This is a genomic window from Mucilaginibacter sp., from assembly GCF_036568825.1.
Lineage (GTDB): Bacteria > Bacteroidota > Bacteroidia > Sphingobacteriales > Sphingobacteriaceae > Mucilaginibacter.
Genome location: NZ_DATCRU010000097.1, coordinates 13,513 through 32,783 on the forward strand (window position 1 = coordinate 13,513; position 19,271 = coordinate 32,783).

A 19,271-nucleotide genomic window follows, 5' to 3' on the forward strand; every position below is an offset into this window, starting at 1 on the left:
TAATTAAAACAACCCATGTGGTGGATATATGCTTTACTTTCAGCGGCTTTTGCGGCATTAACTGCAATATTTGCAAAAATTGGTATCAAGGGTGTCGATAGCGACCTGGCAACTGCCATACGTACCGTTATTATACTGATCATTGCCTGGTCGATAGCCTTATATAAGGGAAGCGCTGAAAACATGGGTGCGCTCAGCAAAACAAACTGGGCTTTTCTGGTGCTGTCAGGTTGCGCCACAGGCTTATCGTGGATTTTTTACTTCAAAGCATTGCAGGTGGGTAATGTATCGCAGGTTGCACCCGTTGATAAGCTGAGCGTTGCCCTGGCTATCATATTATCAGCCATTTTTCTCAAGGAATCAATCACATTATGGTCAGCTGTCGGTGCCTTGCTCATTATTTCCGGAACCCTTGTACTCATTTTAAAATAACTAACCGTTAGCTTTCCATTATCATTGTTACAAATAAGATAAATCATTTCTTTATTATTAACCGTTTGGTATAGAGTTGATTATTGTTTTGTATTTATACGATTGTCATATCCCTCTGTAATTTGTGTAAAAATCACACTACAATTAATTAACAATCAGATTTAATCCAAAATTTCTGACCATTTTCGCCCGATTTTAAAGATCAGTGATAACCAGATTATGCGATATATTATTATAGTATTATTATTTTTTGTTTGTTCTTCAACAATTGTAAACGCGCAGCCATACAACAATCCGAAAGGCCGCATAAGCGGTAAAGTGATCGATGCTGTTACTAAACAACCAGTTGACTACGCTACAGTAAGTATTTCAAAAGCCGGGGCAACAAGCCCATTCGATGGTGTATCAACTGATCCCAAAGGTAACTTCACTCTCGTGAATGTTAATCCCGGCGATTATGTCGTATCGGTTGATTTCATGGGGTATAAGAAGAAAATTATTGATCATCTGAGCATCAATAATGCTACTCCTAATATCTCTCTTGGTACAATAGCCCTTGAGCCAATTCAAACCCAGCTAAAATCTGTCGATATTGTGGCAAAGGCGCCGGTTGTACAAAATAAGATCGATAAAATGGTTTTTAATGTGGCAAATGACCTTACCTCGCAGAGCGGTACAGCATCAGATGTGCTGCAGAAAGTGCCACAAGTTACTGTGGATGTTGATGGTAACGTGCAGTTGCAGGGCAATTCCAACATTCGCTTCCTGATCAATGGCAAACCATCGAGCATATTTGGTGCAAGTTTGGCCGATGCATTACAGTCTATCCCTGCGACGCAAATTAAAGCCATCGAGGTGATCACCAGCCCCGGTGCCAAATACGATGCAAATGGTACCGGCGGTATCATCAATATCGTTTTAAAAGATAGCAAGGTAGAAGGTGTGAACGGCAATTTTAACCTTTCAGCCGGTACACGCCGCGAGAACGGCAACTTCAACCTGAACGCACGCAAAGGCAATTTCGGCGTGAATGCATTTTTTGGTGGTGGCGAACAGATCAATAGTACTACTATTAATACTTCTGATAACAAATCATACAACGGTAATACCCTTACCGACTTATATCAGAATGGTAGCAGTTCTTTTACCCGTGGCGGCTTTCATTCGGGTATCAGTTTCAACTGGGATATTACCAAAAAGGATGCGTTAACGGCTTCGTTTGGATATAATTATTTTGCCAATCATGGTTATGGTCCAACCAATCAGTCATCAAGCACAATTGACATACCCACTAATACGGTGTTATCAGACATCCTGAGTCAGAGAAATTCAGACAGTCGTTTCAGGGGCAGATATTTCGAGTACAGCCTGGATTATAAAAAGACATTTAATAAAGAAGGCCAGGAATTGGATATCTTATTTAACTCAAGTTACGGGAATAACAAGTCCAATTACCTTCAGCAAACTGATTCTTTGGCTACCGGAAATTATTCCGGGATCAGAAGCAACAACCCCGGAACAGATCATGAAACAGATATTTCAATCGATTATACCCAACCGGTAACCAAAAAATTTACTATTGAGGCAGGTACAAAATTGGTACTTGAAAATATCAACAATACTGTGGCTACAGACACGCTCACTAATAACGGATTTGTGAACGATCAAAATCAAACCTATGGGTTCAGCTATGACAGAAAGGTATACGCCGGTTATCTTTCTACCACTTTTTCAGTTTTTAATGACTTTATCAATGGTAAGGCAGGGGTGAGGGATGAGTATACAACCACAACAGCTACCTTCCCCGGTGCGCAGCAAATACCATCTTATAATACCGTGGCGCCATCAATCGTGTTATCACATAAAATTGATGAAACGCAATCGTTTAAATTGAGTTACAGCTACCGTATTCAACGCCCCGACTATGGAAGCTTAAATCCTTTCTATAACATCAGCGATCCGCATAACATCAGCACAGGTAACCCGAATTTGAAACCCGAGATAGGTCATAATTATGAATTCGGGTATAGCAAGTCATTCCAGCAGGGTGCTAATATTTACATTGGGGCATTTTATCGGTATAATACCAACGACCTGCAATCGTACACTACGCATTATGACAGTCTAACGCTTAACGGTACAACTTATAGTAACGTGTACCTGAACCAGCGTTACAATATCGGCACCGAAACTACCGAGGGGATCAGTTTATTCGGTTCATTACCGGTTACCAAGCAATTTAACCTGCGTACTAACATGATGTTCTCCGACAGGATCACTACTAATCCGGGTAACCCGCAGGTTAGTGGTTTTATGTATCGCATCAACCTGAATGCAAGCTATGATTTTGGTCATGACCTGATTGGTGAAGCTTTTGTTAATTATAACTCTTCTCAAAGGACTATCCAGGGTAACAGGCCGGTGTTTGCTTTCTACAACCTGGCAGTGCGTAAACAATTCTGGAACAAGAAGGCAAGCATCGGTTTAACCACTACCGATCCGTTTGCAAATTATCTTAACCAGAAATCAACTACCAGCGGAACTGATTTTGCGCAGACCAATATCCGTGAGATACCATTCCGCTCTTTCGGCATCATCCTGAGCTACAGGTTTGGTAAAATGGAGTTCAAGAAGGACAGGAACAGGGACGATAATAACAACAATAACAACGATATGCCGGGCAATGATAATGGCGGGAATAATGGCGGTAACAACGGTGGCGGCAATGGCAACAACAATAATGGTGGCGGCAGTGCTGGTACAAGGGGCGGCACCAAATAATTAATGTTGTTGGTTGTTTAGGATTGCATTAATTTGGAGTTAATTGTTAACATAAAATTAATAATTAATTCTTAAATTGTTAATGTAATTTTGCGCGATGCCCAAAAGTAATTTGCCCACGTACGCTATAGTAGAGTTATTGATCCGTTTAGAAAAGCACAATCCAGCCATTGGAGGTTATAAAAATCATACAGAGTTTGATGAAGGGGTAATGGTAAAAACCTCAGGAGGGAGCATCGAGTTCCCCAAAGAATTGGTTGAACAACAATTCCACGATCCGGAACAGATCACCGAAAAGGAACTGGAAAAAACCGCGCTGTTATTTAGAAATTGATAATTTAATCTCAGATACCAAATATTAAAAAGCCGCTTTAAGCGGCTTTTTTGTTGCTAAAGTAATTTTGACAGAATAGTTTATATCCCTGAAATCTAACGGTATACTCCATCAACTAAATTTTTAATTGTTTTGAAAATTAAAAATTTAGTTATAGATTTAGATAGCCAATTACATATTCATCCGCCCGGGTCATTTTTGAGATTGGTTTGATCCGGAGCGGACGAATGATTAAATAAGAATCAATCCCTTTTGCCATGGAAAAGATATTGTACGCCTGTGCATTTCTCGCAGTTTTTTTTAACCTGCCGGCTTATGGTCAGAATGATAATTCAGTAACCAACAATGCAGTTGCCGGGTTAAAAAGTTTATCAGGCAACCGGGTTATCGAAAAGGTATACCTGCATTTCGACAAACCTTATTATGCGGCGGGCGATACAATGCGTTTTAAGGCTTATATAACTTTAGGGGAACATTTTGATCTTTCGGGACTGAGCGGCATATTGCATGTTGAACTGATAAAACCTGGTAACACAATATTAAGGTCAATAAAGCTTCAGATAGTGAACGGCATAGGATGGGGAGATTTCCCATTACCCTTTGCATTGAGTGCGGGCAATTATCGTGTTAGAGCATATACCAATTATATGCAAAACGCACCGGAGTATTTTTTTGATAAAACAATAACAATTGGTTCTGCAATGAATGCAGATGTGGCCAATAAACCATCCGCAGATACCAAGTCTCAGGCTGATGTGCAGTTTTTCCCCGAAGGAGGAGAATTAACCAGTGCCATGGTATCAAAAGTGGCTTTTAAAGCAATCGGTACCAACGGACTGGGAATAAACGTAAAAGGAGTAGTGCTTGATAATACCAATAACCAGGTGGCTTCTTTTTCTTCGTCGCATTTAGGGATGGGCACTTTTTATATTTTGCCCGAAGAAGGGAAAAAATATAAAGCGAAAGTAACTTTTGCCGATGGTACTCAGAGTGTATTTAACCTGCCTCCGGTACAAAGTAAGGGTATTGCCCTGGCGGCAAAGGACACGCTGGGTAAACTTTCTATCGAGATTCACAGCAACCGGCCCTATTTCCAGGAAAATGCGAATAAAAATATCAGTATTGTGATTTATGGCAGCGGATTTGTCAATACGGTAAATACCAAATTGGACAATCGCAGGTTAGGCATGGATATTCCTAATAGCCAGTTCCCGTCTGGGGTAGTACAGGTAACCTTGTTTTCTGAGACCGGTGACCCGTTGAGCGAACGCCTTGTATTCCTGAAGAATCCGGACTTAGTTGACCTTACTTTAAACAGCAATAAAAATACTTACGGAAAGCGCGAGAAAGTGTCTTTTACTGTGACTTCAAATGATAAAGGAGTTGCTGCGGGCGGGCATTTTTCTGTGGCGGTGATAGATGAAAGCAAAGTGCCCGTTGATGAAAATAATGAAACGACTATATTAACTTACTTGTTGCTCACTTCGCAATTGCGTGGCTATATAGAACAGCCGAACTATTATTTCCTCAAAAATAATGATCAAACTTCCGCAGATCTCGACGCTTTAATGCTTACCCAGGGATATCGTCGCTTTAACTGGAAGAACCTGAATGCACAAAGGGATTCATCGTTCGCTTATGCTCCTGAGAAAAAACTTGAAGTAAATGGTATAGCCAAAACAGCTGCCGGAGCTCCGGTTAAAGACATGGACGTAATGTTATTAACAGCGGATCAGAAAAGCATGCTCGGTGAAAAGACAGATAATAACGGGCGGTTCAAATTTGCAAACCTGCCGCCGATGACGGATAGCACGGTACTGATGTTGCAGGCTACCGGTTCAACCAAATCAAAAAATACAACTCTATTTGTTGTTGATGCTGATAAACCCGGTCCGGCGGTATCTGAAAAACAAGAACCTGTTTTGCAAGGAGGTGATGCCAAAGCAATAGCGTCTTATGCCAGCGTTAACAAACAGATAATGAATGCAAATGTGGCAAAAAATACATCCTATACTTATAAATCAAAAAGCGACGTGAAGGCGCAGCCTGCTGTGGTAGCCGATGCCGGCTATGAATCATCAAACCTTTCCGGCGCTGGACATGCTGACCAGGTGGTTAAAGGTGAACAAATTAAAAATGCACCATCCTTATCAGTTGGCCTGACTGGTTTGCTTCGCGGTATTTATTTTGTAGACGGTGAACCTTATTTGAATAGCAATTATACGTTAAGGGGTACAGGAGCCGCCGCCGACCCGATGTATGTCGTAGTCGACGGTGCGGTATTGCCTTTTGGCAGGGGAGGGGTTGATAATATTAACCCTGTCACAATTTCCACCATAGAAGTATTAAAGGGCGCAAATGCTTCGATATATGGTGTTGAAGGCGGTGCAGGTGTCCTGGTTATTACTTCGCGAAAGCTTTCAGAAGTAACAGGAACCAACAAAAATACAACCACGTTAGGTAACCTTACATTCCGTATAAATGGCTTTTATGTCCCGCGCGAGTTTTATTCACCTAAATATGATGTCAAATCAGTCAGCAGTAAACCCGACCTGCGCAGCACCATTTTTTGGCTACCCGAGTTAACAACGAACAAAGACGGTACTGCTTCATTCGACTATTACAATTCCGATGGACAGGGTACTTATCGTGTAGTGATAGAAGGGGTTGATGATAAAGGCAATATCGGCCGCCAGGTATACAGGTATAAAGTGGAATAATTAAAACCGTCTGCCTAATATCACCTTAAAGATAGCTTTATCAGCGTTGCTTGTTAAACCCCATCCCAAACCGGCATTGAATTCCCAGTTTGGATCAAAGTTCAGATCGGTTGCCAGGAATAATTGATGATCCTGCTCTTTTATCGGATCATAGTGAAAGAATGGCCCTGTAGAACCATAGTACTCAATACCCAATGCTACCACTTTGGTAATATCATAGCTCTGCTTAAAATTGGGGGAAAAGATCAATCCCCGGTGTGCATCAGGCCCGGCAAAACTTTGATCGACAGTTGGGTTGAATGAAAAATACCATCCGCCCCATTTTTTATCGATAATTGGGCGTATCTCGAGGGTGCAGGTATTGGCATCAAAAGCTGACTTTTGAAACCCGAATTCTGTAGATAAACTAACTCCTACCGGCCATTTCCAGCTTTCTGGCGCTGCCACGCGTGGGCGGATATGTGAACCTACATAAGCTGTGCGGCCATCGCTGCCTATCGAGTTGAAAATGTAAAAGCCGGTTTCAAACCAGGTTGTCCACCCATGTGTAATTTCAATCGTTTCGTGAACAGCATGATTGGTAGGCAACTGGCCATCCTCAACGGTTTTACTGCCATCAATAGTATAATTGCTGTGCAGCTCGACCATAGTATGGCCTTTTTCTACTGTTTCTGAGCCATAAACCTGTATCTCATAATTGTCCTGCGCTTTGACATCAACAATTGTAAGTAATAATAATATAAGGCTGAGTAAAATCGATAGACGCATTGTATAATTTTATAGAATCAAACGTAAAAAATTAATAGAAGCTTGTCACCTGTTTTTGGGTAATAAAGCTATTACCGAAAATTGAAGTAATTCTGAATAATTGCATGCATAAGCCGGTTTAAACAGTTTTACAACAGATTCCATCTTTATTTTACCTGCAAAAATTAAACTTAATATGACACTTATTGAACCTGTAAAACCGCAGCCTTCCAAAACATTTCAGGGAAAAAAATATTCACCCGGTTTACGCTTATGGCATTGGCTTAGCGCTATAGTTATTTCGGGATCATTGCTGACCGTACTGGCAAATAGCACTATTACCAATGGACATACAAATGCCGGGGTGATCCAAAAATCTTTTGCTGAGAAGAACTTGCCGGTTTCACAAGATCAAGCACGGAGTGCTGCACACGAGATCAGCGATAAGGTTTGGGAATTACATACTTATTTCGGATATATACTTATTGCACTATTTATCTTTCGTTTGACATTAGAATTTACCCATCGCGCCGATCAAAAACTGATCAGGAAATTAAAGTTAGCTTACACTCATCTTAAAGGAGAACACAGCAAGCAAGCAAAACACGATGTCGTGGTGAAGTCTTTATACATTACTTTTTATACACTTTTGGGCATAATGGCAGTAACAGGTTTATGCATGGCTTTTGAAGATGATGTGCCTGCTTTAAAAATTCATGCATTACGCGAAATCCATAGCTTTTGCATGTACCTGATCCTTGCATTTATAATCGTACATCTTACAGGTGTGTTTTTAGCCGAAAGAAAAGATAGCAAAGGAATTGTATCGGATATGATTAACGGGGGAAACGGCGGAGAATAGTTATTTGGTGATCAGGTATACGCTGTCAAGCACGGTTTCACGGGTAGCAGCATTCACAAATTTTGGCAGAATATTTTCCTGCGGATAGTTGGGAAATGAGCTCAATATTTTAAAAGGCACATGCTGCTGATTTAAAATATCGATAGACAACTTCCGGGCATAAAATATAGAGTGAGGTGGAGAATTAAAGTTTTTAAAACTGTCTAAGGGAATATAATCAATAGGCCTCTTTGAATAGAACTGGAAAATATTATTCTCAAACCGGAGCGAATAGAGATGATAACCGTTGAACGAATCGCTATTTATATACCTTGCGGCTTTGATTTGCCCGTTATAATCGGCCATGATATTGTAGAAGATGGTATTTAAGTAGAAATTGGCAAAAAGCACAGCAATGCACGCCATGAAAAATGCCCGTAAATGTGGCTTTCTGATCCTGGGCAGAATAATGAACAAACCAATCGCAAGTATACCGCAATCGACCATGAAGAGCAATATTCCATCGGGCTTTGCAAAATAGTTAATGGCCAAAGTAAGGACGATAAATGCGATTCCATAAAGGTACAGGCTTACCTGTCTTAGCACTTCCCCGAATTTCTTCAAAGGTTTAAAGCAATAAGGTGCAGTAATAATGGCAAAAAGCGGGAAGATGGTATTGGTATAAAAGGGTAGTTGAAACCGTGATAATGAGAACAACAGCAACAGCAATAAGCCCCCGCTGATGGTATAGTATTCAACAAGCTGCCGTTTAAATATTATTTTCCTGATATTTCTGAATACTGCATAATAAAAAATAAGGCACCAGGGGGCAAAGGCCCATAACAGGGTGTGCAGGTAAAAAATAATATCGCCGGATTTCTTCTGGCTGATCGGCCCGTTATTGACAAAGCGCCCAAACTGGCTATCCCATAAAAACCACCGGATACCTGATACTCCGTGCCTGTTGAATACGGTTATTTCGGGATGCAGATCGAACTGTGTATAAAGAGCGTAGAACTCCGGCAATGTAAATAATAAAGTCAGCAGACCTAAGAACAACCATTTTCGCTGGAATATCGATTTGATCTCCTTGTTAAAACACAATTGCCCCAACAGTGCACCATAAATAGCCACGATAACAAATATGCCCTTGGTCATAATGGCGCAAGCTGTCAGCAATGCGCCTAGTATTAGGTCGGTTCGACTGTATTCTTCTTCTAATCGGCTTATATGGTAAATACTGCCTATAACCAACGCCATCAGGTAAGGCTCAGCCCGAACATCAGTATTCAGCATAATTACATGTTGTGAGGTGGCTAATATGATAATAGCAAGCCAGGCAATTTGCTCATTATGATATTTTTTGCTGAACAAAAAGGTATATCGCAAACTGATCAGGAAGAAGACCAGGGCAGGCAAACGGTATGCCCATTCAGACACTCCGAACAGCTTAAAACTGAGTAATGCCATCCAGAATGGGAAATGTGGTTTATCAAGCCAGTTCTGGTCATAAGTAAAAAGATCAAAGAAACTTTTATGGTAGAGCAGATTCTTAGAAATAGACGCGTATAAACCCGGGTCGTCGGTAAAAAACCTTTGATCGATGCCTGCGAAATTAACCACAAGCGCCAGCACAAACAGTAATATAAAATAAGGTTTGTAACTGTCTTCCATTCAGATAGCAGCTGGCGTTAGATAGATTGACCAGCTTCCAAAAGTACATTGTTTATGCCTAAGATAATAATTGCACATCAACTGTAACCTAACCAATACAAAAAATGCCTTCCCGGTGAGGAAGGCATTCAAAACTTTGAATTGTTGATATTTGGTTTGGGTTAATTGAGTTGAGGACCGGTGATCCTTAAATTTCTGCCGCGGATGCCGTCAAAAACGTTTTTCATCATTGGCTTGGTAATATAATTTGTTACAAAAGGGTACCCTTTTGAGCGGTTAATATCCATCTGGAAAATTGAAGACGAAACAACATAAACCTGGATTTCTTTCTTAAGTGTCGTATAAATTTTTTGGAGACCGTTCAGGAAATCCCAGCCGCTGTTACCCGGCATATACAGATCCAGGAAAATAAAATCAGGTAATGCACTAATCTTATTCCTGTTTTCTTCCAGGTAATCAAGCACAAGCTTACCATCAAAAGTATAGGTAGTCTCTTTAGCCAACTCGTTTTTGGTTAGCATAAATTGAACGATCTTGTGATGGATCGGATCGTCGTCGATAATTACAAGTTTTGACATAACAGGTTAGATTGGGTGCAACAAATAGTTTAAAGGTTCGTATAAATAAGTGATTTTTCGTGTTAGGGCAACATTCATCACATATCGGGGAACATTTTACCCTGTATTGATGACTGTTGTTTTTTATTTAGAATCGGGATTAGAATCAGGTAATATTATATCCCAATCATTTTAAACAGGTCCCGTTTATCAAATAAAACCCTTAAAAGAACGCCAATACAGGCTAAAATACCTTATTTACCGTCCCAAGCCGCCCATCATAGCTGTATTGTTGTGGATATAGTTGCCAAGATTATGCCATTTGGGTAGTATTATATGGGTTCAATTGTAACAAACCTGTTATTAAAACAACACCTGATTGTGTTACAGCGAATTAATCGTGTCAAATAAACCTAAGCGGTAAATGTCTTTTGTTTGAGCCAATTCTGATAGTTGTTCATTGGCTATTAAAATGATCTGTTTGTTTTCTTCTATGCAATCTTTCAGCCGGTTTGCATCATTGCTCAAGCCTTTCGCAGAAGCAAAGTCGCGAACAACAAGCAAAAAGCCAAACACCTCAATTGCTTGTGACTTAAGTAATTTAAAGGTATCGATATCCAAAGTGACCAGGTATGAGTGCTTATACTGAATTTAGCAAAAATTAATTAATTATCTAATAGGGAAATTATTAATTAATACGACATGTTTTAGAGGTGGGTTGTGGTATAAAGCGTATTTTCAGACAGACTTAAGCAGATAGCAAAACAAAGCCCTTACTATTTTAGCAAGGGCCCAACTCACAACAATTGTTTAACCTTATGTTTCAAAGGTCAATTCCTAATTGCAATGTGACTTAATTTATAAACAATTTGACCGGAATTTAGTTTTGTTACTGCAAAGTCATTTAAGTGCTGTTTGCCGGGGATTTAATGTAATAGTGATTTTGGCATATATCACCAATCGAAATTTCAATATAACTTTATAGCAAATCAATTAAGAAAACTCTATGAGAAAACTATTCCAATTAAAGACGCTCTCGCTGTTTGCGATAGCCTTTTTCGCATCTACTATGGTTTTTGCCCAAAAACCAAGTCCTGCTGAAACCGCGACGGGAACTGTTGCCGGTTCAGAAATTAAAGTAAACTATAGCAGCCCTGCTGTTAAAGGAAGAAAAATCTGGGGCGGTTTGGTACCATACGACAAAGTTTGGCGCACAGGTGCTAATGAAGCTACCATATTTGAAACCAGCAAAGACATCAAAATTGGCGGCAAAACTTTAAAAGCAGGTAAATATAGCCTGTACACCAAACCAGGTGAAAAAGAATGGCAGGTGATCTTCAATTCAAAAACCGGTCAATGGGGTATTAACATGGACGGCTCTACTACTGATGATCCTTCAAAAGATGTGCTGGTAACTACAGCTAAACCAATGAAATCGACCTCAATGAATGAAAGATTCAAAATTGAAATTAACAGCAAAGGCATGGTATTGCTTTGGGAAAACCTGGCTGTGCCTGTTGAGATCAAATAACTAGAAATTTGGAATATGTAAGAAAGCTCCGCAAGGGGCTTTTTTACATATTCAAGCAAAGCGATCATTAAACTCACCCGGTCATTGCTTCGCTCGACCACCCTCTCTACTTCGTAAAGAGGGTTTTTGTTTTTTATCCTCTTTGCGCGCAGCGGAGAGAGGGTCGAACAGCGTAGCGCATTCGGGGTGAGTTGATACGGAGATCTAATTTTTATTATCTGCTATATTTGCTTAATGGCTAAACGGCTTAACAAACAACCTGTAAGATCGAGACTGATTACTATTGTAATATTAGCATTAGCCATTTTTCTGTTGATGTTTATTGCCGGTTACCCCGATTTTGTAGAGCGATATTATTCTGATGGCTTTTACCGGGCAGTTTGTTTTGTTTTCCATCCAATATTAAACCTACTGCCATTTAGCGTAGGGGATATCATTTATATCCTGATCATCGGTTACCTGGTTTATGCAGCTATAAAGCTAATCCGGCTATTGATAAAAAAGCAATGGCACGCAGCCGGTGTATTTACTCTTGGATTGGTCATCGGCATCCAGGCATTTTTATTGTGCTTTTACCTTCTTTGGGGGATGAACTATTATCGGCCCTCAGCATCCGAAAGATTCAATCTTCCTGACAGCGGTTATACTACAGCCGATCTAAAGTCAGTTACTGCTATGTTGATCGATAGCGCTAATCATTGCCGTACAGAGGTTACATCGGCCGATCTGCAGCAAGATAATAAGACAATATACAACACAGCAGTTAATGCTGTCCTTTCACTTTCATCCACATCAGATAATTTTCACACTTTCAAACCGCACATCAAACCGTCATTACTGACACCATTGATGAACTATATGGGCACTTCAGGATATTACAATCCGTTTACTACAGAGGCACAAATGGATTACGATTTGCCGGTTTTTATCAAACCATTTGTGGCCTGTCATGAGATGTCGCACCAGATGGGTTTTGGCCCGGAGGACGAGGCCAATTTTGGTGGATTTATTGCCGGTACGCAGTCTAAGGATCGTTTATTACGCTACTCTGCCTATTATGTAGGCGTGCAGGAGCTCATGTTTGCTTTGCGACGGCAGGATAGCCTTGCCCGTAAGGAATTGCGTAAAAATATATCTTCCGAAGTATTGAATGACTTTAAAACTGAGCGCCAGTTCTGGTTATCCTACGAAAGTAAGCTCGGTGTATTAAGCAGCATTTTTTATGATGATTTCCTGAAGGCCAATAATCAGCCGCAGGGATTGAACACCTACAACCAGATGGTAAGGTTAGTGATGGGATGGTATAAGCGGAAGCCCATGGTTCATAAATGATGGCCTATCTATGAACCATGACCATCAACTATAAGCTAAATCATCACGCTATCATGATGGAACTGCAGATTTAACTTGCCCGTTTGAGTCGAATTGGCATAAGAGTTTCCATTCACAAACAGCTTTTCATTGTCAATCTCGAGATGCAGATCGTCGACCATAAAATTGCCGCGTATGCGGATAACCACGTTAGGCGAAAGAGCTTCCAACTCAGCGATGATGTTGTGTTCCAGGGCCATGGCCGAATCCTCGTCTAATTGATGGATATCAATGATTGTATTACCGTCTGGTCTGGTGATATGCAGTCTATCTTTGTGCACCGCTACATCATTTTTGCCGACTTGAGCAGGTTCATTTTTGTTGATTTTAATTACTGTACCATCGGCATCTTTTATATCAAGATCAACATCCAGTACGGTTGAATTTTGTCCCGCTGGCCTGTCCTGAAATATAGAATTGATCCTTAGGAAATCGATGTTGTGATCTGTGTAAACCAGCGTATTACCGGGCACAATAAACGAATTGGAACCCATAATAAATGCGTATTTCATGGCTTGATAATTTAAGTTTTTAATACAATAAGTATTTGAAGCGGTTTGTTTTACAAATCTGCTTAGAATGGTAAAAAATGACAGTTTTTTTGATCACTTTGCCAACTACTCATGTCAAACTTTGTTGTAAACAGACAATAATCATTCAACCATGGAAAAGTTAGCATTACTGGCCTGGCTGCAAGCCAAACCCGGCAAAGAAGATGAATTGGCGGAGCTTTTAAAGAGCGCCCAACCTTTGGCTACCGCCGAACCAGATACAATGAGATGGTACGCATGGCAGATCGACGATTCTACATTTGGCATTTTCGATACGTTTGAAACCGAAGAAGGCCGTGAGGCTCACCTTAACGGGCAAATTGCTGCTGCCCTAATGGCCAATGCCGACAAACTGCTGGCCAAACCACCAATCATAGAAAAGCTGAATATTCTTGGTGTTAAATAACTCGGGATGGCTTTTTATTTTCCGGAAATACGCCATATAAGGCTTTAAAGGTTATATTTGATACGCTTCAATTATAAACCTTTTATTATGATTCAACGAAAAGTTATTGGCTGGGCAATCATTATGGCCCTGGGCGGTTTCCTGTTTGGCTTTGATACAGCAGTTATTTCAGGTGCCGAACAGTCTATTCAAAGTTACTGGCACTTAAGCGATTTGCAGCATGGTTTTACCATTTCCATAGCCCTGATCGGAACAGTGACCGGCGCATTCTTTGGGCGTATCCCGGCTGATAGCATAGGCCGAAAGCAGTCATTAATAATCATTGCTTTTATCTTCCTCATCGGCTCGCTTGGAACAGCAGTTGCCACTAACTGGTATCTGTTTGTGCTGCTGCGTTTCATCGGTGGTTTGGGTGTTGGCGCATCATCGGTTATCGCGCCAATTTATATTTCTGAAATTGCACCCGCATCGGCAAGGGGCAGATTGGTTATACTCTTCCAATTCAATATAGTTTTAGGTATTCTGATATCTTATTTGTCTAATTATCTCATCGGTCTAATGTTCACCGATCCATGGCGTTATATGCTGGGTATCATGGCTATTCCTTCTTTGATCTTCCTGATATTGTTACGATTTGTTCCTGAAAGCCCGCGTTGGTTAATTCTTCATAAATCTCAATATGATGACGCAAAGAGAACCCTGAAACTCATCAACCCAGAGGGCTATGAACAGGATATGGCAAACATCATCGCCGCGAAGAATGAAGAGGAGAAAGATGTAAACGCTGAAAGCCTGTTCAATAAACGCTATCGGTTCCCGGCAACATTGGCTATCCTTTTTGCATTTTTTAACCAGGTGTCGGGTATCAATGCGATCATTTATTATGCACCGCGCATTTTCACAATGGCGGGTTTGGGCAAAAGTGCGGCATTACTGTCTACTACTGGTGTAGGTGCGGTCAACCTTGCATTTACCATGCTGGCCATTTGGTTCATTGATAGCCTGGGCCGTAAAAAACTGATGTTTGTAGGATCATTAGGGCTGATTGTCACATTGGGATTGGTAGCTTATTCCTTTTACGCAGGTAATATAAACGGTAACTATGTGACTTATTTACTGATGTTCTATATCGCCTTCTTTGCTTTCTCTCAGGGCGCTGTGATATGGGTATTTATCTCGGAAATATTCCCGAACCAGGTTCGCGCAAAAGGACAAACCCTTGGCAGCTTTACGCATTGGGTGATGGCAACCATCATTGCGTTCTCGTTCCCATATATCACCGATAAATTGGGTGGCGGTCATACTTTCATGTTCTTTACCGTGATGATGGTGTTCCAGCTAATATTTGTTTGGCGAATGATGCCTGAGACTAAAGGTAAATCACTGGAACAAATAGAGCGTACACTAACTATGCATTAATATGAACAAGGCTAAATATTTGGTGATTGGATTGCTGATTTCAACGGCTGCAATGGCGCAGAAGCCGGCCTACAAAGAGCAATACCGTCCGCAGATACACTTTTCGCCGCCTGCGCATTGGATGAATGATCCTAACGGTTTGCTGTTTTACAAAGGCACTTACCATTTATTTTACCAGTATTATCCCAAAGCTTCTGTTTGGGGACCGATGCATTGGGGCCATGCTACCAGCGCAGATATGATCCACTGGAAAAATCAGCCTGTAGCTTTATATCCGGATAGTTTGGGCTATATATTTTCAGGAAGTGCTGTAGTTGATTATAACAACACCAGCGGCTTAGGCAAAAACGGTCAGCCACCGTTGGTTGCTATTTTTACGCATCATGATCAGGCTAAAGAAAAGGACGGGAAGAATGATACCGAAAACGAAAGTATTGCATACAGCAACGACGATGGCAAAACCTGGCATAAATACGATCATAACCCTGTACTAAAAAATCCCGGTATATCTGATTTTCGGGATCCCAATGTGATTTGGTATGCTCCTGAAAAGAAATGGGTAATGTCATTGGCGACCAAAGACAGGATTACCTTCTATTCATCACCCAACCTGAAAGAATGGAAAAAAGAAAGTGAATTCGGCGAACATTTAGGTGCACATGGCGGTGTTTGGGAATGTCCGGCTTTATTCCCTATTACAGCCAGTGACGGGAAAAAATTGTGGGTGCTTATTGTGAACATTAATCCGGGCGGACCGAACGGAGGTTCTGCTACGCAATACTTTGTTGGGAACTTTGACGGCAGCAAGTTTAAGCAGCTCAATAACGATACCCGATGGATCGATATTGGTACCGATGAATACGCAGGAGTAACTTTTCATAACACCGGTAGCCGTAATATCTTTTTAGGATGGATGAGCAACTGGGAATATGCAACCTCTGTTCCTACCGGGGTTTGGCGAAGCGCCAACACCGTTCCGCGCGAGTTAAAGCTGGTTAACCTGGATCACAACTATTATGTTACTTCGGAACCTGTAAAGGAATTGAATACTTTAAAAACGACATCGATTGATTTGAAAAGTCTCGATGTAAAAGGAGATAAAAGTCTAACCAAACTCATAAAAAGATCAGATAATCAATACGAATTGAAGTTTTCATCAAAGCAGCTAAAAAGTTTCTCGCTCATTCTTTCTAATAAAGGTGGTGAGCAACTGGTAATTGGTCTTGATGCTGCTGAAAATAATTGGTATATCGATCGCACAAAAGCGGGCATATCTGATTTCAATAAAAACTTTGCCAAGCGCATCGTTTCCAAACGTATTGCGAATGAGCCAGGCACCGATGTAACGCTGGTCGTTGATGTGGCTTCGGTAGAGTTATTTGCCGACAAAGGTTCAACAGTAATGACAGCAATATTCTTCCCGAAAAAGCCTTATACCAATATCGATGTAAACTCGAAAGATGGCTTTGAAATAAGTGATTTGACTTATTCGCCACTCAAAAGCATTTGGCCATAAACAAACAAGCCGGGCTCCCCGAGGGCCCGGCTTCACATCAGTTTAGTCAATTTAGATTTATACGAGGTTCTTTTTAATATAGCTAATGCTTTGTGAAATGCTGTCGAAAGGATTGCCCGGGCAAATGTCCTGCTCCACGAAGAAGTATTTCAATCCGGCTTTATCAGCCTTAGTAAATATCTTTTTAAAATCGATCACACCATTACCTACTTCCGTGAACATTTTTTTAGCGGTTTTATCCATATCCTTCACATGCCATAAAGGGAAGCGGCCCGGGTGTTTATCGATCAATGCGATAGGGTCCTGGTTAGCTTTGGTCAGCCAGTAAAGGTCGATCTCCATTTTTACCAGGTTCTTATCAGTATTATCTAACAGGATCTCGTACGGATATTTTCCGTTCTCCTGTATAAATTCAAAATCGTGGTTGTGGTAGCAGAATTGGATGCCATTCTTTTTACAGGTTTCGCCGGCTTTGTTAAAGTCTTCTGCCAGTTTTTTGTAATGGTCCAGACTGCCGCGCTCAGACGGTGCCAGCCATGCGCAAACCATGTATTTCTGGCCAACAGACGCTGCGTCTTCAGCTGCTTTATCCCATCCATCTAAAATGGTTCCTTTGCCTTTCATAGCCTCACCAAGTAAATAATGACTGCTCGGCATGATCAGGTTATTCTTCTTCAAAAGTTCAGCAAAGGCTTTTGGCTCAATACCGTAGTATTTGCCATCGCTGTAGCTGGCCTCAACCGAGGTATAACCCAACTCAGCCACTTTAGCCAAAGTGCCCGGTACGTCTTTGCCCATCGCATCGCGAACGGTATATAATTGCAGCCCGATATATTTCTTATCATACGCAAACAATTTTGGGGCAACTAAAACTCCAGCCGAAAATAGGGCAGAGGTTTTCAGGAATGAACGCCTGTTAATCATGGTTTTATTTAGTTTAATTGGTCTATGTGTAAAAATAACACAATAGTTCATTTATGACTAATTTTTTTGAAATAAGTTTAAAACTCAGGGCCAATATGCGGAAATCATCAAAAAAGCTAACAGCCCGAATAAATCATCGTAAATATTTTTATCTTCGGGTATTCTGTTAAGCCTTAATAATCAGCACAATGACAGCCGCCATCACAGCCTCGCCCAAACACCGTATCGAATCCATCGACATATTAAGGGGTGCAGTAATGCTCATTATGGCTATCGATCACATCCGGGATTTTTATCACGGCTCTCCTGAACCAACCGATTTGTCAGTAACAACGCCAATTTTATTCTTCACCAGGTGGATCACACACTTTTGTGCACCCACATTTGTATTCCTGAGTGGCGTTTCGGCTTACCTGGCCGGTATGCGCAGAACAGAGAATCAATTAGGTCTATTCCTGATCAAACGCGGTTTTTGGCTGCTGTTTGTTGAGGTAGCGATCATAACGCTTGCCATTACGCTTAATCCATTGTATAATGTATTTATATTACAGGTGATATGGGCTATCGGTGGCAGTATGATATTGCTGGGCTTAATGGTATTGCTCAAAGTGCCTACCAAAATTATTGTAGCTATTGGTGCAATCATATTCCTGGGGCATAACATATTTGACATCGATAAAGTAGATTTTGTTAATAATTCAGTAGCCGGGAAAATGTTGATCTCCGGTGCAGGATTTGGTGCCTTCGTTCCATTCGGGCCGAACAGGGGAATGCTGGTAGCTTATGCGCTTTTACCCTGGGCTGGCGTCATGTTTATCGGTTATGGCTTTGGGCAGTTGTATAAAAAGACTTTTGATGGGGTTAAGAGGAGAAAAATATTGTTATACTGGGGTCTGGGAGCGCTCTTGTTTTTCCTGGTGTTCCGGTATTTTAATATTTATGGAGATCCGAACCCATGGGCACCGCAAAAAACAGTATCGCTCAGTATCATCTCTTTCTTCAACGTGACAAAATACCCCTGTTCCTTACTCTATCTCTGCATGACATTAGGCACGGCATTGGTTGTGTTATCCGTGACAGAAAATATAAAAAGCAAGGTCACCAACTTCATGATCGTATTTGGGAATGTGCCGTTCTTCTACTATGTGTGCCACTGGTATCTGGTCAGGCTTTCTACGGTCATCGTTTTCTTTGCATCGGGGTATGGCACTAAAGATATTATTAATACACAGGGTCCTTTCTTTCAGCCAAAAGGATTTGGCACAACTTTGTTAGGCGTATACCTGATATGGATCATTATAATCACAATCCTCTATTTCCCATGCAGGTGGTTCAGCAAATACAAGAAAACGCATGATCAGTGGTGGCTGAGTTATTTGTAAACAAGAATTCTTAAAAAATCATGTCATTTCGGTGAGCGGTGGAGGTAGTGGAGTAGGGCGAAGAGAAATCTTATACTTCTTGCAA

17 protein-coding genes are annotated in these 19,271 nt (G+C 41.0%); 11 read left to right on the plus strand and 6 right to left on the minus strand.

The genetic code is table 11. The features are described 5' to 3' along the window. Positions 1 to 15 precede the first annotated feature (15 nt). From VIM89_RS21670 to VIM89_RS21685, 4 genes are all read left to right on the plus strand, one after another. Positions 16 to 432, plus strand: a complete 417-nt coding sequence (locus VIM89_RS21670) for an EamA family transporter (RefSeq protein ID WP_488158280.1) — start codon at positions 16 to 18, stop codon at positions 430 to 432. 219 nt (positions 433 to 651) lie between these two features. Further along, the gene (locus VIM89_RS21675) at positions 652 to 3,213 is read left to right on the plus strand and encodes a TonB-dependent receptor (protein ID WP_488158281.1); all 2,562 of its coding nucleotides are present in this window, start codon (positions 652 to 654) and stop codon (positions 3,211 to 3,213) included. Positions 3,214 to 3,310: 97 nt separating this feature from the next. Next, positions 3,311 to 3,547, plus strand: coding sequence for a hypothetical protein (locus VIM89_RS21680; RefSeq protein WP_488158282.1), 237 nt, complete (start codon positions 3,311 to 3,313; stop codon positions 3,545 to 3,547). Positions 3,548 to 3,804: 257 nt separating this feature from the next. Further along, complete coding sequence (locus VIM89_RS21685; RefSeq protein ID WP_488158283.1) at positions 3,805 to 6,267, plus strand: TonB-dependent receptor plug domain-containing protein; 2,463 nt, start codon at positions 3,805 to 3,807, stop codon at positions 6,265 to 6,267. Here the strand turns inward: VIM89_RS21685 and VIM89_RS21690 are convergent, their stop codons facing one another. Further along, positions 6,268 to 7,035 carry a hypothetical protein gene (locus VIM89_RS21690; protein ID WP_488158284.1) on the minus strand — a complete coding sequence of 256 codons (768 nt, stop codon included), beginning with the start codon at positions 7,033 to 7,035 and terminating at the stop codon, positions 6,268 to 6,270. A gap of 175 nt (positions 7,036 to 7,210) precedes the next feature. Here VIM89_RS21690 and VIM89_RS21695 point away from each other — a divergent pair, with 175 nt between their 5' ends. After that, positions 7,211 to 7,876 carry a cytochrome b/b6 domain-containing protein gene (locus VIM89_RS21695; protein ID WP_488158285.1) on the plus strand — a complete coding sequence of 222 codons (666 nt, stop codon included), beginning with the start codon at positions 7,211 to 7,213 and terminating at the stop codon, positions 7,874 to 7,876. On the opposite strand, the gene VIM89_RS21700 is transcribed toward VIM89_RS21695, so the two are convergent. From VIM89_RS21700 to VIM89_RS21710, 3 genes are all read right to left on the minus strand, one after another. Continuing rightward, a complete protein-coding gene (locus VIM89_RS21700) occupies positions 7,877 to 9,529 on the minus strand; it encodes an ArnT family glycosyltransferase (protein ID WP_488158286.1) in 1,653 nt (550 codons plus the stop codon). It lies immediately after the preceding gene. Positions 9,530 to 9,690: 161 nt separating this feature from the next. Next, a complete protein-coding gene (locus VIM89_RS21705) occupies positions 9,691 to 10,107 on the minus strand; it encodes a response regulator (RefSeq protein WP_488158287.1) in 417 nt (138 codons plus the stop codon). A 363-nt stretch (positions 10,108 to 10,470) separates the two neighbouring features. Further along, the gene (locus VIM89_RS21710) at positions 10,471 to 10,707 is read right to left on the minus strand and encodes a hypothetical protein (protein WP_488158288.1); all 237 of its coding nucleotides are present in this window, start codon (positions 10,705 to 10,707) and stop codon (positions 10,471 to 10,473) included. A gap of 385 nt (positions 10,708 to 11,092) precedes the next feature. On the opposite strand from VIM89_RS21710, the gene VIM89_RS21715 reads away from it, so the two are divergent. Next, positions 11,093 to 11,617, plus strand: a complete 525-nt coding sequence (locus tag VIM89_RS21715; protein ID WP_488158289.1) for a DUF2911 domain-containing protein — start codon at positions 11,093 to 11,095, stop codon at positions 11,615 to 11,617. Between the two features lie 234 nt (positions 11,618 to 11,851). Then, positions 11,852 to 12,949, plus strand: a complete 1,098-nt coding sequence (locus tag VIM89_RS21720; protein WP_488158290.1) for a DUF3810 domain-containing protein — start codon at positions 11,852 to 11,854, stop codon at positions 12,947 to 12,949. A gap of 35 nt (positions 12,950 to 12,984) precedes the next feature. Here VIM89_RS21720 and VIM89_RS21725 read toward each other — a convergent pair whose 3' ends face one another. After that, positions 12,985 to 13,500, minus strand: coding sequence for a hypothetical protein (locus VIM89_RS21725; RefSeq protein ID WP_488158291.1), 516 nt, complete (start codon positions 13,498 to 13,500; stop codon positions 12,985 to 12,987). 151 nt (positions 13,501 to 13,651) lie between these two features. Between VIM89_RS21725 and VIM89_RS21730 the strand changes: the two genes are divergently transcribed. The 3 genes from VIM89_RS21730 to VIM89_RS21740 all read left to right on the plus strand — a co-directional run bounded on the left by VIM89_RS21730 (position 13,652) and on the right by VIM89_RS21740 (position 16,880). After that, a complete protein-coding gene (locus tag VIM89_RS21730) occupies positions 13,652 to 13,945 on the plus strand; it encodes a putative quinol monooxygenase (RefSeq protein WP_488158292.1) in 294 nt (97 codons plus the stop codon). An 87-nt stretch (positions 13,946 to 14,032) separates the two neighbouring features. Next, on the plus strand, positions 14,033 to 15,364 hold the full coding sequence (locus tag VIM89_RS21735) for a sugar porter family MFS transporter (protein WP_488158293.1): 1,332 nt from the start codon (positions 14,033 to 14,035) through the stop codon (positions 15,362 to 15,364). Between the two features lies 1 nt (position 15,365). Continuing rightward, on the plus strand, positions 15,366 to 16,880 hold the full coding sequence (locus tag VIM89_RS21740) for a glycoside hydrolase family 32 protein (RefSeq protein WP_488158294.1): 1,515 nt from the start codon (positions 15,366 to 15,368) through the stop codon (positions 16,878 to 16,880). Between the two features lie 57 nt (positions 16,881 to 16,937). Here the strand turns inward: VIM89_RS21740 and VIM89_RS21745 are convergent, their stop codons facing one another. Continuing rightward, positions 16,938 to 17,804: a TIM barrel protein gene (locus VIM89_RS21745; RefSeq protein ID WP_488158295.1), complete on the minus strand. Its 867-nt coding sequence runs from the start codon at positions 17,802 to 17,804 to the stop codon at positions 16,938 to 16,940. 188 nt (positions 17,805 to 17,992) lie between these two features. Here VIM89_RS21745 and VIM89_RS21750 point away from each other — a divergent pair, with 188 nt between their 5' ends. Continuing rightward, a complete protein-coding gene (locus tag VIM89_RS21750) occupies positions 17,993 to 19,186 on the plus strand; it encodes an acetyltransferase domain-containing protein (RefSeq protein WP_488158296.1) in 1,194 nt (397 codons plus the stop codon). Positions 19,187 to 19,271 lie beyond the last annotated feature (85 nt).

Coding starts and splice junctions, on each gene's coding strand:
- VIM89_RS21740 (WP_488158294.1), top strand. CDS start 15,366: ATGAACAAGGCTAAATATTTGGTGATTGGATTGCTGATTTCAACGGCT.
- VIM89_RS21730 (WP_488158292.1), top strand. CDS start 13,652: ATGGAAAAGTTAGCATTACTGGCCTGGCTGCAAGCCAAACCCGGCAAA.
- VIM89_RS21670 (WP_488158280.1), top strand. CDS start 16: ATGTGGTGGATATATGCTTTACTTTCAGCGGCTTTTGCGGCATTAACT.
- VIM89_RS21695 (WP_488158285.1), top strand. CDS start 7,211: ATGACACTTATTGAACCTGTAAAACCGCAGCCTTCCAAAACATTTCAG.
- VIM89_RS21750 (WP_488158296.1), top strand. CDS start 17,993: ATGACAGCCGCCATCACAGCCTCGCCCAAACACCGTATCGAATCCATC.
- VIM89_RS21690 (WP_488158284.1), bottom strand. CDS start 7,035: ATGCGTCTATCGATTTTACTCAGCCTTATATTATTATTACTTACAATT.
- VIM89_RS21685 (WP_488158283.1), top strand. CDS start 3,805: ATGGAAAAGATATTGTACGCCTGTGCATTTCTCGCAGTTTTTTTTAAC.
- VIM89_RS21715 (WP_488158289.1), top strand. CDS start 11,093: ATGAGAAAACTATTCCAATTAAAGACGCTCTCGCTGTTTGCGATAGCC.
- VIM89_RS21745 (WP_488158295.1), bottom strand. CDS start 17,804: ATGATTAACAGGCGTTCATTCCTGAAAACCTCTGCCCTATTTTCGGCT.
- VIM89_RS21735 (WP_488158293.1), top strand. CDS start 14,033: ATGATTCAACGAAAAGTTATTGGCTGGGCAATCATTATGGCCCTGGGC.
- VIM89_RS21680 (WP_488158282.1), top strand. CDS start 3,311: ATGCCCAAAAGTAATTTGCCCACGTACGCTATAGTAGAGTTATTGATC.
- VIM89_RS21675 (WP_488158281.1), top strand. CDS start 652: ATGCGATATATTATTATAGTATTATTATTTTTTGTTTGTTCTTCAACA.
- VIM89_RS21720 (WP_488158290.1), top strand. CDS start 11,852: ATGGCTAAACGGCTTAACAAACAACCTGTAAGATCGAGACTGATTACT.
- VIM89_RS21705 (WP_488158287.1), bottom strand. CDS start 10,107: ATGTCAAAACTTGTAATTATCGACGACGATCCGATCCATCACAAGATC.
- VIM89_RS21725 (WP_488158291.1), bottom strand. CDS start 13,500: ATGAAATACGCATTTATTATGGGTTCCAATTCGTTTATTGTGCCCGGT.
- VIM89_RS21700 (WP_488158286.1), bottom strand. CDS start 9,529: ATGGAAGACAGTTACAAACCTTATTTTATATTACTGTTTGTGCTGGCG.